Below are 13857 nucleotides of genomic sequence, written 5' to 3'. Positions count from 1 at the left end.
AGCGGTGCAGGCGGAGAGCCGCATCATACCGGTCGTTGAGTCCGTCAGGTATCCGTGCCGCCGCGCTGTGGCTTGGGCCGCGCGAGCCTTTTCAAGCGTGCCAGAATCGTGGCGTGATCCCAAGCGGAGCTCGCTCGCCGTGTTGTGTGGCCTGGCACGGTTGCGGCCGGGGAGTGAACCCTGCTAGACCTCGGCCGGACGAATTTTCACGTGTTTTCAAGGATTAGCTCCGGCTGCGGGCCACAATCCCGTCATTTCTGCTTCGTTGAGCGGCCTTAATTCTGCCCTATGCGCTCGAGCCTCCCGAATGGGGCCGCGCCCTAACCACTGGACACCGCATGCTGGAAGTCAGGCACGACAACGAAGTCCATGTCGAGAAGGTCGAGCACCGGCCGGCCGACAGCATCGCCTTCGGTATCGAACGCCTCGGCCTGCTCGCCGTCAAGGTGCCGATCCTCTCCTGCGTCGTCCTGGTCCTCCTGATCGTTGCCGCCGTCTTCGGCATCAAGCGCATCCAGATCGATGACTCGCTCAGCCAGCTGTTCCGCTCCGACAGCAAGGAATTCCATCAGTACGAGGAGGTCACGAAGAAGTTTCCGGCCGAGGAATTCGACGTGCTCGTCGTGGTCGAGGGCAAGACGCTGCTCGCCCGGCAGAACCTCGAGAAGCTCCGCGACTTCGTCACCGACCTGCAGCTGGTCGAGGGCACGCGCGGCCTGGTGTCGCTGTTCTCGGCCCGCCAGGCGCCGGCGCCCGGCAAGCTGCCGGCGGCGCTGTTTCCGTCGGATCTGCCCGAGGGCGAGGCCTACGACAAGTTCATCGAGACGGTGAAGTCCAACGAGATCATTCGCGGCAAGCTGCTGTCCGAGGATGGCACGTTGGCGCTGGTCGTGCTCTCGCTCGAGCCCAAGGTGGTCGCGTCGAACGACCTCGGCAAGGTGATCGGCGAGATCAGAAAGCTGATGACCGACGACCTCGCCGACACCGGCCTCAACGTCCAATTGTCCGGCGTGCCCGTCATGCAGCTCGAAATCCGCAATGCGGTGGAGCGTGACGGACTGACCTACAACGTGCTCGGCATTCTCGCCGGCTGCATCATCGCCATCATCTTCTTCCGCAAGGTCTCCTTCATGATCGCGGCGGCGTTTCCGCCGCTGATCGCGATCCTGCTTGCGCTCGGCGCGCTCGGCTGGGCCAATTTCAATCTCAACATGTTCCTGAACGTGATGACGCCGCTCATCATGGTCATCAGCTTCTCGGACTCGATGCAGCTCACCTTCGCCGCGCGTGACCGGCTGATTGCGGGGCAGGACAAGGTGACGGCGTTCAAGAACGCCGTGCTGGTCGTGGGCCCTGCCTGCGTGCTGACCCACGCCACCGCCGGCATTTCCTTCATCGCCCTGCAGTTCTCCGACAGCGACCTGATCCGCAAGTTCGGCGAGGCGGGGCTCGCCGCCACCGTCATCGCGCTGATCGCGGTGCTGTCGCTGGTGCCGGTGTTCGGCGTGCTGCTGGTGCGCAATGAGAAGACGTTCGCGGTCAAGTTCCAGGGGGCCGATGCCGGCGTCCAGGCGCTGCGTAATTTCTGCTACTGGATTGCGGTGCGCATGGTCGGCCGCCCCGGCCTGTTCAGCCTGATCGCGGTGGTGTTCGTCGGCTCGCTCGCGGTGGTGTATTCGACCCTGGAGCCGCGCTATCGCCTTGCCGACCAGGTGCCGGACAAGCAACAGGCGGTTGCGGCGAGCAACCGGCTCGATGCCAAGTTGACCGGCGCCAACCCGGTCAACGTGCTCATCCAGTTTCCGAAGGGCGCCTCGCTCTATGCGCCGGAGACGCTGCAGACGATCGCCGACGTCCACGCCACGGTCGAAAAGACCGCGGGTGTCGGCAATGTCTGGTCGGTCGAGACGCTCCGGCGCTGGCTCGCCGAGAAGGCGGGCTCATCCGATACCGCGACCCTGCAGGAATATGTCAGCCTGATCCCCGAGCACCTCGTGCGCCGCTTCATCGACAAGGAGCAGGATGCGGTGGTGGTCGCCGGCCGTGTGCCCGACCTCGATTCCAGCCAGCTGCTGCCGGTGGTCGACAAGCTCGATCGCGAGCTCGATGCGGTGAGAAAGAAGCATCCCGGCTATGAAGTCGCCGTCACCGGTCTGGCCGCCATCGCTGCGCGCAACTCCGCCGGCATGATCGAAAAGCTCAACCACGGGCTGACCATCGAGTTCGCGCTGGTGGCGATGTTCATTGGCTTGGCGTTCCGCTCCTGGGTGGTCATGCTCGCCTGCATCCTGCCCGGCATCTTCCCCGTCGTGATGTCCGGCACCGTGCTGTGGGCTATGGGGGAGGGGCTGCAATTCGCCAGCGTGGTCGCGCTCACGGTCTCCTTCGGCCTCGGCCTGTCCGCTACCATCCACTTCCTCAACCGGCTGCGGATGGAGAGCGCCCCCGGCGTCAGTGCGGCGATCGCCGTGGAGCGGGCCACGGTGCTGGTCGGACCTGCGCTGATCCTGACCACGGTGGTGCTGGCCTGCGGCCTCGTCGTCACCGTGTTCTCGGACCTGCCGTCGCTGCGGCTGTTCGGCTGGCTCAGCGCCTTCTCGATGGTGGCGGCGCTGTTCGCCGATCTCTTCATCCTCCGCCCGACCGCGATGTTCCTGATCAACCTGTCGCAGAAGCTGAAGCGCAAGCCGGTGTGAGGTCCGGTGTAGGGTGAGTCGCTTGGTCTAAGCCCAGCACACAGCTGTCATCGCCCGGCTTGACCGGGCGATCCAGTACGCCGCGGCCTGTCGATTCTATCACGACCGCCTCTGGAATACTGGATCGCCCGGTCAAGCCGGGCGATGACAGCGGTGATGGAATCTGGGACCAGAATGCCCTGGAGGCACCGCAAACAAAGCGGCCCTGACATGGTCAGGGCCGCTTGCTTATTCAGAAGCTGATAGATCAGTTCAGGTCTTCGACATCGTGATGTTGACGCCGCGGATCTCGCCCTTCGACGAGATCTGCACGACCTGCTTGTTGCCGCTGGTCCGTAAGGTGATGCTGGCGGCGAAGCCGGCGGCCTGCACGAACACGTCGATCTGGCCGTTGCCGGCGGTGCCCTGCAGCTCGCCGTTCACGTTGCGGCTCGATTCGCTCCAATTGCCGGAGATGCGGTCGCCCTGGCTGACGACGTCGCTGGAGAGGAGGAACTTGTAGCTGTCGCTGGCGCATTGCAGACTCTGCTTCAGAGTGGCGCCGGCCACCTTGTAGCTGGCCTTGCAGCGGATGCGCTCGGTGGTGCCGTCGGACAGAGCGACGGTGCCGTTGCCCGACCACGAGCCGTCGAAGCCGGCGAACGGGCCCGACTGAGCCTGAACTGCCGTCGCCGCCATGAACAAAGCTGCTCCGAGGCCGGCGGCCTTGACGACACGGCCGGAGAAAGGTGAGCCGAACAGTTTCATATCGAGTTTCCCATCCAAAATGACACCGTTGTGCCGGCGTATAACGCCGCTTCGAACACTTTGGTGTTCTCGCCTAAGGTTAGGTTCAAATGACGGCCGGTCGGGCGCTGCGACCGGATGTCGTGATGTCATCATGTCTGCCGGCACGTGCGATGGATCAGACCAGCGTCCTTCGTCGCAAAACCGCTGCAAGTCGGCAGCTCCGGCGGCGCTGCATCTAACGGTGGCCGCGGCATGCTTGCAACAGCCAAATGCGAAAAACGTGTTCCGAAAATAATGCCCTAGTATCAAAGCCTTGTTTATGCCAAAGCTGTGATGCCCAAGCTTGATGCGCTTGGGAGCATAGGGCGTAAATTTGGCCGCATTTGGCAGCGTACCTCCGGCGCTGGGGGGCTTGCGGTCCTTGCCAAACCAAACAGGTGTTTCCCGGGCAGCATCGGCGACCCCGGGAGGTCTCCTCTGCTGTCAAAATGAAGGAACACGATGCGTAAGATTTTCCTGGCACTTTCCCTGCTGTCGCTGACGGCTTCCACCGGTGCCTTCGCGCAAGGCGCGCGTGGGACCGCCGAGGAGCAGGCGGCTTGCACGCGCGACGTTCAGAAGTTCTGCCGTGCCGTCATCGATCAGGGTGACTTCACCATCCTGGCGTGCCTCAAGGAGAACCGCCCCAAGATCAGCCCGGCCTGTGATCAGGTGCTGAAGACCCACAACCAGTAAGCGGTTGCCGCTCGTCACGGGTTGTTTTCGGACCCGTCTTGGTTAACGGCCGCTGGCCCGCCCTTCAGGCGCGGACGGCGGCCCGGGCGCATTGGCTGCTCCGATATCGATTGCATTGGTTTTGGCTGGATCTTCGCCTATATGGAGGCCAGCAATCCGTTCGCATGAGCGAAGCGGCGGGCATTGTTTTCGGTAGCGCCCTTTCAACCTGATAGCTGTTTCGTCATGACCACCGCGAGCGATTTGCGATCCGGCAAGACACACCGGGACGAGAACTTTCCGGTGGCCTCGTGGATCATCCGTCCCGAGCATCGGGCCCTGATCCTCGCCTTCTACAATTTCGTCCGCACCGCCGACGACATCGCCGATCATCCGGAACTGCCGGGTGAAGAGAAGCTGCGGCTGCTCGATCTGCTCGAGGCCGAATTGACCGGAACGGGCGAGACCCAGGACGTCGCCGTCAGCCTGCGCCGGGCACTCGCGGAACGCGGCATGCCGCCGCGTCATGCGCTCGATCTGCTGGTCGCCTTCCGCATGGACGTGACCAAGCTGCGCTACGAGAATTGGGACGAGGTCATTCACTACTGCCGCTATTCGGCAATGCCGGTCGGACGCTTCATGCTCGACGTGCACGGCGAGTCCACCTCGACCTGGCCCGCGTCGGATGCCATCTGCGCCGGGCTGCAGATCAACAACCACCTCCAGGATTGCGGCAAGGACTACAAGGCGCTCAACCGCGTCTATCTGCCGCGCGACGCGCTGGCGGAAGCTGGCGCCACCGTCGAGATGCTCGGCCAAGCCAAGGCGCCGCCGCAGTTGCTGTCCTGCCTGCAGAAGCTCGCGGTGCGCAATGCGGCCCTGCTCGAGGAGGGCAGGGACCTCAACAGCGGCGTCAAGGATTTCCGCTTCGGGCTGGAGATCGCGGTGATCCAGGGCTTCGCCGATCGGATCGTGGCGTTGCTCAAGGTGCGCGATCCCCTCAGCGAGCGGGTCCATCTTTCGCCGACCGGCATGCTTGGCCTCACCTTTACCTCTGTGATGGGCGAGATCATCCGCCGTGTGGCCGGACGTCATCCCGTCACCAAATCGGCAGCCGGCGCATGACCCTCGAGGCGACCGCAGACAACGTCGATCACGGCACGGCGGCCTCCGGCAGCTCGTTCTATGCCGCCATGCGCATCCTGCCGCGCGCCCAGCGCGATGCGATGTTCCAGGTCTACAGCTTCTGCCGCGAGGTCGACGACATCGCCGATTCCGACGGGCCGCGGCCCGAACGGCTGGCGGCGCTGCAGAAATGGCGCGACGACATCGACGCGCTCTATCGCGGCAATCCGCCACCGCGCCTGCACGACTACGTGGCGTCGGTGAAGGCGTTCGGGCTGAAGCGGGAGGATTTCCTGGCCATCATCGATGGCATGGAGATGGACGTGCCGCAGGAGATCCGCGCGCCTGATCTGGCCACCCTCGACCTCTATTGTGACCGGGTGGCGAGCGCCGTCGGCCGTCTCTCGGTGCGCATCTTCGGCATGCCCGAGGAGGATGGCATCCTGCTCGCCCACCATCTCGGCCGAGCGCTGCAGCTCACAAACATCCTGCGCGACATCGACGAGGATGCCGGCATCGGCCGGCTCTATCTGCCGCGCGAGGCGCTGCTGTTCGCCGGCATCACCGGCGACGATCCCGTCAAGGTGATGCAGGAGCGCGCGCTGCCCAAGGTCTGCAACTCCGTTGCGGTCAGGGCGAAGACGCATTTCGAGAAGGCCGACGAGATCATGCGGCGCAATCGCCGGCGTGCCGTTCGCGCGCCGCGGATCATGTCGAAATACTACCGCGCCGTGTTCGATCTGCTGCTCGAGCGTGGCTTCGCGCTGCCGCGCGAGCCGGTGCGTGTGAGCAAGCTCACGAAAATCGGCATCATCCTCCGTTACGCTCTCATCTGATGACCAAGACCGCTCACATCATCGGCGCCGGCGTGTCCGGCCTTTCCGCCGGCGTGCGGCTCGCCAATGCGGGCTACATTGTCCATGTCCACGAGGCGACGCAGCAGCTCGGCGGCCGCTGCCGCTCCTATTACGACGCCGCGACCGATCTGGTGATCGACAACGGCAACCATTTGCTGCTCTCGGCCAATCACCACGTGCTGTCCTATGCCCGCACGATCGGCTCCGAGGCGGGTCTGGTCGGGCCGAAGGACGCGCAATTCGCCTTCGTCGACATCCGGACCGGGCAGCGCTGGCTGCTCGATCTCGGCAATGGCCGGCTGCCGCTGTGGGTGTTCGACGAGAGCCGCCGCGTGCCCGATACGAGCCTGAGCGACTATCTCGCGCTGTCGCCGCTGATCTGGGCGAGCACGTCGAAGACGATCGGCGCCACCATTGCCTGCAAGGGCACGCTGTATGATCGCCTGGTGCAGCCGCTGCTGCTGGCGGCGCTGAATTGCGATCCGCCGGAAGGCTCGGCGGGGCTCGCTGGCGCCATCGTCCGCGAGACGCTGTTGGCCGGCGGCCAGGCCTGCCGCCCCCTGATCGCGCGTGATGGGTTGTCGGGCGTGCTGATCGATCCGGCGGTGAAATTCCTGGAAGGGAAGGGTGGCAGCGTCCGGATCGGCCGCGAGCTTCGCGGCCTCGACCAGGCCGGTGGCCGGGTGACGGGGCTGCGCTTCGGGGGTGACGAGACCGTCGCACTCGGGCCGTCCGACGTCGTCGTGCTGGCGGTGCCGCCACGGCCCGCGATGGCCCTGCTGCCGGGCCTGACGGGGCCGACCAATTACCGCGCCATCGTCAATGCTCATTTCCGCATCACGCCGCCGAAGGACGCGCCGGCGCTGCTCGGCGTGGTCGGGGGCCTGGTCGAATGGCTGTTCGCCTTCCCAGAGCGGCTCTCGGTGACCATCAGCAACGGCGATCGCCTGGTCGACATGCCGCGCGAGGAGCTGGCCAGTGCGATCTGGGCCGACGTCTGCAAGGCCGCGGGCATTTCGGCCGAGCTGCCCCCGTGGCAGATCGTGCGCGAGCGCCGTGCCACCTTCGAGGCCACTCCGGAACAGAACGCGCTGCGGCCGGGCACCAAGACGGCCTTCGGCAATCTGGCCCTGGCCGGGGATTGGACCGACACCGGCCTGCCGGCGACCATCGAGGGCTCGGTGCGCTCCGGCGACCGTGCTGCGGAGCTGCTGCTCGGGCGGGGCTGATCAGCGACACGAGTCTCACATTTTCGTGGCGTAGTTTTTGCTTAAAGTTCCGTGAGCGGTGTGGCCGCGCGGACTCTGTTCCGAGTTGGAACGGCAGTCGGCGGGACCAAATGGCAACACCGGGCAAAAAACGCATCGTGTGCGGGTGCAGTGCGGCGCAAACGGGGTTTCCTCGCGGATTTTTTCTGCGTAATCCTCGGTTTGTTAAGGTCTTTCCGTTCTGGCGCCGCCGCGGTCGAGGCTTTTGAACAAGAGACGAAGCGACGTCGGCAAGCGATGTCGGATAAGGTGTCAGGGGTCGGATTGTGAAGTTGGGGATGGGGGACGATACGTCCGCGGATCGCCCGATTGATCCGCGGCCGGTCTTGGTCGTGACGGGACTGGTGCAGGAGGCCCGCATTGCCGCCGGGCCCGGCATGATGGTCATCTGCAGCTCGAGCGATCCCAAGCAATTGCGCTCGCTGCTCACCGTGTTCGATCCGACCTCGATCCGCGGCGTCGTCAGCTTCGGCGTGGCGGGTGGTCTCGATCCGAGCCTGAAGGCCGGCGACATCGTCGTCGCCACCGAGGTGACGGCGGGCGATGCACGCTGGCTGTCCGGACTGTCGCTGCGCGAGGAGCAGATCGCCCGCGCCGCCCTGAAGAAGAACCGCGTCGTGCGCGGTGTGCTCGCAGGCGCCGAAGAGGTGGTGGTGGCGCAGGCCCGCAAGGCCGCGCTGCGCATGAAGACCGGCGCCGCCGCTGTCGACATGGAGAGCCACATCGCAGCCGCCTATGCCGCCGAATACGGGCTTCCCTTCGCCGCGCTGCGCGTGATCTCCGATCCCGCCCATCGCACCTTGCCGTCGCTGGCCAAGGACGCGATCAAGCCGAATGGCGACATCGATCTGCCGATGATCCTGCGCGGCGTCGCCCGCAACCCGGCCGTGCTGCGCGGCCTGGTGTCGACCGGCATCGAGTTCAACCGCGCTCTACGCTCGCTGCGCGGCGCCCGCGACCTGTTGCTGAGCGGCCTGCTGGCTGCCGAGCATTTCCTCGAGACGGAAACGCTGGCCGCCGCCGAGGCGTGAAGCCCGACTCGCGAGCGCTCTCCTATTTTGGAGACGAGATTTCTCCGCTCATTCAGCCTGCTCCGTCATTGCGAGCGCAGCGAAGCAATCCAGGGTGGTGTGCGGGACTCTGGATTGCTTCGCTGCGCTCGCAATGACGCGTGGAGAGAGCTTTGCGCCGAGGCGTGGACGCCTGAACCCGCTGTGCTCCCGGATATGACCCCAACGAAAAAAGCCGCCGATTGCTCGGCGGCCTTTTTACTGTCTGTCGACGTGGCTGCGGATCAGGCCGCCGTGGACGCCTTCTGCTGCGCCTCCACCGCCTCGTCCTTGCGGATGTCGGACAGGCGCTTCTGCACCTCGGACGAGAACACGTACTGTGCCGGACGCTGCTTGGAGAGGTCGATCTCCGGCGCCATCGGGCCCTCGGTCTTGATGCCGCGCAGCGACACGAACATCGCCTTGATCGGGTTGGTCAGCGCCGCGTTGGCCGCGGTGGCCTCGTAGCCGCAATGCGCCATGCAGTCGGCGCACTTCTCGTACTTGCCGGTGCCGTAGGAGTCCCACTCGGTGGTTTCCATCAGCTCCTTGAAGGTCTTGGTGTAGCCTTCGCCGAGCAGATAGCACGGCTTCTGCCAGCCGAAGATGTTGCGCGCGGGCATGCCCCAGGGCGTGCACTCGAACTCCTGATTGCCGGCCAGGAAGTCGAGGAACAGGCCGGAATGCATGAAATTCCACTTCTTGCCCTTGCCGAGCGCAAAGACGTCGCGGAACAGCTGCTTGGTCTTGGTGCGGTTCAGGAAGTGCGCCTGGTCCGGGGCGCGCTCATAGGCATAGCCGGGCGACATGGTGACGCCGACGCCGAGCTCGGTGGTGAAGTCCAGGAATTTCGCGATCTCCTCGGCCGGATGATTGTCGAAGATGGTCGCGTTGACGTTGACGGTGAAGCCGCGGGCCTTGGCCGCCTTGATCGCGGACACGGCGCGGTCGAACACGCCCTTCTGCGACACCGCGTGGTCATGGTGCTCGCGCAGGCCGTCGAGATGCACCGAGAAGAACAAATAGGGCGAGGGCTCGAACAGATCGAGCTTCTTCTCGAGCAGCAGCGCGTTGGTGCAGAGCGAGACGAACTTCTTGCGCGCCACCAGGCCGCGCACGATCTCGCCGATCTCCTTGTGGATCAGCGGCTCGCCGCCGGGGATCGCCACCATCGGCGCACCGCATTCGTCGGCGGCGTCCCAGCACTCCTGCGCCGACATGCGGCGGTTGAGGATCGCGTCGGGATAGTCGATCTTTCCGCAGCCGGCGCAGGCCAGGTTGCAGCGAAACAGCGGCTCCAGCATCAGCACGAGCGGATAGCGTTTGCGGCCGAGAAGCTTCTGCTTCATCAGATAGGCCCCGATACGCAGTTCCTTATGGAAGGGGATTGCCATTACGTCTCTTCTTTCTGGACCAAACGAGGTGTGATCAGCCCGCGACCAGCTCGGCCGGCAGGCGGAATTCGATGTTTTCTTCCCGACCCGGGACCACCGCGACCTCGACCGGTCCGATGCGCCGCAGGGCCTGTATCACGTCGTCGACGAGGACTTCGGGAGCCGAGGCGCCGGCAGTGATGCCGACGGCCTTGGCGTCCTTCAGCCAAACCGGATCAAGTTCGCTGCCATCGGCGATCAGATAGCTCGCGACCCCGGCCTCGGTGCCGATCTCGCGCAATCTGTTCGAGTTGGAGCTGTTGGCGGCGCCTACCACCAGGATGACGTCCACCAGCTTGCCTAAGTCCCTTACCGCAGATTGCCGGTTTTGTGTCGCATAGCAGATATCCCGGATATCGGGACCTTGAAGGTCTGTAAAGCGGGCTTCGAGGGCGGAAATGATGTCCTTGGTGTCGTCCACGCTGAGGGTGGTCTGGGTAATATAGGCCATCGGGGTATCCAGCGGCAGGGGCAGGGCGGCCACATCGGTCACGTTCTGGACCAGATGCACCGGTCCAGGAACCTGGCCCATGGTTCCCTCGACCTCGGGATGGCCAGAATGCCCGATCAATACCAGAGTACGGCCTCTGGACATATAACGCTTGCCCTGGTTGTGGACCTTGGTGACCAGCGGGCAGGTGGCATTGAGCACCGGAAGGCCGCGGGCGGCTGCCTCGTCCTCGACCGTCCGTGCCACGCCATGGGCGCTGAACACGGTCACGGCCCGCGGCGGCACCTCCGAGAGGTCTTCGACGAAGACCGCCCCCTTGGCCTTCAGGCTCTCGACCACGTATTTGTTGTGCACGATCTCATGACGCACATAGACGGGCGGCCCATGCTTCTCCAGCGCGCGCTCGACGATCTCGATCGCGCGTACGACTCCAGCACAAAAACCGCGCGGTTGCGCGAGATACACCTGCATTGGACGTCCAGCCACGTTGCCTCGCTTTCGACCCGTCACCTCCGTGCGTGCGATGGGGCTGCAATATCCGCACCAAGCGAATGCCCCATTTGCGCGCTGATCACGATGGAAGCGCAGGCTTTGTGTCAAAAATGGAGCCAAGAGGAAAGCCGGTCTGCAAACGTCTCGCATGTGACCGGCGGCACACAGTGCGTAAACTTCGGAAGGTATTAAAATACTTACAAATTAAGCGAGTTTACTGAGTTACTTATGCTCTCACTCGTTCGTCACTTTACCGCCGAGAACAGCCGCTATATCAGCCGCCCCGACGGTTCCGTGCATCGTTCGACCTGATCCGCCGTCCAGGGACCATCCTCGTCTCCATGGCTGGGCACTACCCGCCATTGGGGCTTGCTCCGAGCTTGGCGCTGGCCAGGGAACTCCGCCATGAAGCGGACGTTTCCGCCCAGCTCTTTGAACATTAGAAAGTTGAGAAGTGCTGACAACGTTTGTCGTCTCGATCGTCAAGGCCTGCACCCGGTTTGCGTGGCCGACATTGATTGCTGGCCTCCTCTTGTCGGTGGGCGCAGGCGTCTACACGGCGCGCCATTTCGCCATCAATACCGACATCAACAAGCTCATCTCGCCGGAGCTCGATTGGCGCAAGCGCGACCAGCAGTACGAGCAGGCGTTCGATCGCGATCGGATGATCCTGGCGGTGGTCGAGGCGGCGACGCCGGAGATGACGGGCGTGGCGGCCGATGCGCTCGCCAGCAAGCTCAAGGGCGACACCACGAACTTCTCCTCGGTCGAGATGCTGGGCGGCGGCGAGTTCTTCGCCCGGAACGGCCTCTTGTTTCTGCCGACCGACGAGGTCAAGCAGCTCACCGATCAGTTCGCCGCGGCCGCCCCCCTGATCGAGATCATGGCCGGCGACCCCTCGATCCGCGGCCTGACCGGCGCGCTGGAGACAGGCTTGGCCGGCGTCAAGCGCGGCCAGGTCAAGCTCGACAGCGCCGCGCGACCGTTCGACTACATCTCGCAGACCGTCGAGACCGTGCTCGACAAGGGCGACGCGACCTTCTCCTGGCGCCAGCTGATCTCCGACAAGCCGCTCGCCGACAGCGACAAGCGCGCCTTCATCCAGTTCAAGCCGATCCTCGACTACGAGGCGCTCGAGCCCGGCAAGGCCGCGACCGATGCGATCCGGCAGGCCGCCGCCGAGCTCGATTTCCCGAACAAGTTTCATGCGCGTGTCAGGCTGACCGGACCGGTGCCGATCGCCAACGAGGAATACGCCACCGTCCAGGAAGGCGCCGTGACGAATGGCATCGGCACCGTCGTCGTCGTGCTCGTCATCCTGTGGCTGGCGCTGCATTCGGCCAAGATCATCTCGGCCGTATTCATCAACCTGTTCATCGGCCTCGCCCTCACCACGGCGGTCGGCCTGATGATGGTCGGCTCGCTCAATTTGCTGTCAGTCGCGTTCGCCGTGCTGTTCATCGGCCTCGGCGTCGATTTCGGCATCCAGTTCAGCGTCCGCTACCGGTCCGAGCGGTTCAAGAACGACGACCTGCCCGAGGCGCTCGCCGAGGCCGCGCGGCGCTCGGCGGTGCCGCTGTCGCTCGCGGCGATGGCAACCGCTGCCGGTTTCCTGTGCTTCCTGCCGACCGACTACAAGGGCATCTCCGAGCTCGGCGCCATCGCCGGCGCCGGCATGATCATCGCCTTCCTGTCCTCGATCACGGTGCTGCCGGCACTGCTGAAGATCCTCAACCCGCCCGGCGAGAAGGAGCCGGTCGGCTACGCCTTCCTGGCGCCGGTCGACGAGTTTCTGGAGAAGCACCGCGTGCCGATCATCGTCGGCACGCTCGGCCTGGTCATCGCCGGCCTGCCGCTGCTCTATTACATGAAGTTCGACTTCAACCCGATGAACCTGCGCAATCCGCACGCCGAATCGATCGCGACCTATCTCGACTTGCGAAAGGATCCGAACACGGGCGCCAATGCCATCGACGTGCTGACCCGTTCGGAGACCGAGGCCAAGGCGATCGAGGCCAAGCTGGAGAAGCTGCCCGAAGTGGCGCGCGTGATGTCGCTCGACAGCTTCGTGCCCGAGGACCAGCCGGCCAAGCTGAAGCTGATCGCGCAGGGCGCCAAGGTGCTCGGGCCTGCGCTCAATCCGGATCAGGTCGATGCGGCGCCAAGCGACAAGGAGAATGTCGATGCGCTGAACTCGACCGTCGACAATCTCCGCCGCACGGCGGGTGAGGGCAACGGCCCCGGCGCAGTGGCGTCACGGCGCCTGGCGGATGCGCTCGCCAAGCTCGCAGGCGCCAGCGAGGCGGTGCGCAACAAGGCGCAGGCGGTGTTCGTCGAGCCGTGGAAGATCACGCTGGCGCAGCTCAGCGCCACGCTGCAGGCGCAGCCGGTCACCTTGGCCAATCTGCCGCCCGAACTGGTGTCGCAGTGGAAGAGCAAGGACGGGCTGATTCGTGTCGAGGCGCAGCCCAAGGGCGATCCGAACGACAACGACAATCTCCGGCGGTTCGCCAATGCGGTGCTGACGGCCGAGCCCAACGCGATCGGCGGCCCGGTCTCGATCCTGAAGTCGGGTGACACGATCGTGAAGGCGTTCATTCACGCCGGCATCTATTCGCTGGTCGTGATCAGCCTGCTGCTGTGGGTCACCTTGAAGCGGTTCTCCGACGTGCTGATGACGCTGGTGCCGCTGCTGGTGGCCGGTGCCGTCACGCTCGAGATCTGCGTGTTGATCAAGCTGCCGCTGAATTTCGCCAACATCGTCGCGCTGCCGCTATTGCTCGGCATCGGTGTGGCATTCAAGATCTACTACGTGGTGGCGTGGCGCGGCGGCCGCACCAATCTGCTGCAGACCAGCCTGACCCGGGCGATCTTCTTCAGCGCGCTGACCACTGCGACCGCGTTCGGCAGCCTGTGGCTGTCGAGCCACCCCGGCACCTCCAGCATGGGCAAGCTGCTGGCGCTGTCGCTGGTCACGACGCTCGCCGCCGTGCTGCTGTTCCAGCCGGCCCTGATGGGCAAGCCGCGCGAGGTCCACGAATAG

The 13857-nt window shown here is 64.7% G+C and carries 10 protein-coding genes; 7 read left to right on the top strand and 3 right to left on the bottom strand.

The features are described 5' to 3' along the window. Window positions 1-338 precede the first annotated feature (338 nt). On the top strand, window positions 339-2696 hold the full coding sequence (locus tag S58_RS24460; protein WP_015668064.1) for an efflux RND transporter permease subunit: 2358 nt from the start codon (window positions 339-341) through the stop codon (window positions 2694-2696). Between the two features lie 252 nt (window positions 2697-2948). Here the strand turns inward: S58_RS24460 and S58_RS24455 are convergent, their stop codons facing one another. After that, a complete protein-coding gene (locus tag S58_RS24455) occupies window positions 2949-3443 on the bottom strand; it encodes a hypothetical protein (RefSeq protein ID WP_015668063.1) in 495 nt (164 codons plus the stop codon). A 483-nt stretch (window positions 3444-3926) separates the two neighbouring features. Here S58_RS24455 and S58_RS24450 point away from each other — a divergent pair, with 483 nt between their 5' ends. The 5 genes from S58_RS24450 (at window position 3927) to S58_RS24430 (ending at window position 8420) form a co-directional block, all read left to right on the top strand. After that, complete coding sequence (locus S58_RS24450) at window positions 3927-4160, top strand: hypothetical protein (protein WP_015668062.1); 234 nt, start codon at window positions 3927-3929, stop codon at window positions 4158-4160. A 225-nt stretch (window positions 4161-4385) separates the two neighbouring features. After that, window positions 4386-5264, top strand: a complete 879-nt coding sequence (gene hpnC, locus S58_RS24445) for a squalene synthase HpnC (RefSeq protein ID WP_015668061.1) — start codon at window positions 4386-4388, stop codon at window positions 5262-5264. Continuing rightward, window positions 5261-6100 carry a presqualene diphosphate synthase HpnD gene (gene hpnD / locus S58_RS24440; RefSeq protein ID WP_015668060.1) on the top strand — a complete coding sequence of 280 codons (840 nt, stop codon included), beginning with the start codon at window positions 5261-5263 and terminating at the stop codon, window positions 6098-6100. The genes hpnC and hpnD overlap by 4 nt, the downstream gene beginning before the upstream one ends. Continuing rightward, complete coding sequence (gene hpnE / locus S58_RS24435; protein ID WP_015668059.1) at window positions 6100-7350, top strand: hydroxysqualene dehydroxylase HpnE; 1251 nt, start codon at window positions 6100-6102, stop codon at window positions 7348-7350. Before hpnD ends, hpnE begins: the two co-directional genes overlap by 1 nt. Window positions 7351-7655: 305 nt before the next feature. Next, window positions 7656-8420, top strand: coding sequence for a phosphorylase (locus tag S58_RS24430; RefSeq protein WP_377812042.1), 765 nt, complete (start codon window positions 7656-7658; stop codon window positions 8418-8420). 263 nt (window positions 8421-8683) lie between these two features. On the opposite strand, the gene hpnH is transcribed toward S58_RS24430, so the two are convergent. Further along, window positions 8684-9832, bottom strand: a complete 1149-nt coding sequence (gene hpnH, locus S58_RS24425) for an adenosyl-hopene transferase HpnH (protein WP_015668057.1) — start codon at window positions 9830-9832, stop codon at window positions 8684-8686. 34 nt (window positions 9833-9866) lie between these two features. Next, window positions 9867-10793 carry a 4-hydroxy-3-methylbut-2-enyl diphosphate reductase gene (gene ispH, locus S58_RS24420; protein WP_015668056.1) on the bottom strand — a complete coding sequence of 309 codons (927 nt, stop codon included), beginning with the start codon at window positions 10791-10793 and terminating at the stop codon, window positions 9867-9869. A gap of 475 nt (window positions 10794-11268) precedes the next feature. Here ispH and hpnN point away from each other — a divergent pair, with 475 nt between their 5' ends. Beyond that, window positions 11269-13857 carry a hopanoid transporter HpnN gene (gene hpnN / locus S58_RS24415; RefSeq protein ID WP_015668055.1) on the top strand — a complete coding sequence of 863 codons (2589 nt, stop codon included), beginning with the start codon at window positions 11269-11271 and terminating at the stop codon, window positions 13855-13857.

It is taken from the genome of Bradyrhizobium oligotrophicum S58 (genome assembly GCF_000344805.1).
Taxonomy (GTDB): domain Bacteria; phylum Pseudomonadota; class Alphaproteobacteria; order Rhizobiales; family Xanthobacteraceae; genus Bradyrhizobium; species Bradyrhizobium oligotrophicum.
Note: the sequence above shows the minus strand (reverse complement) of the source record. Positions and strands in the feature narration are given on the sequence as shown.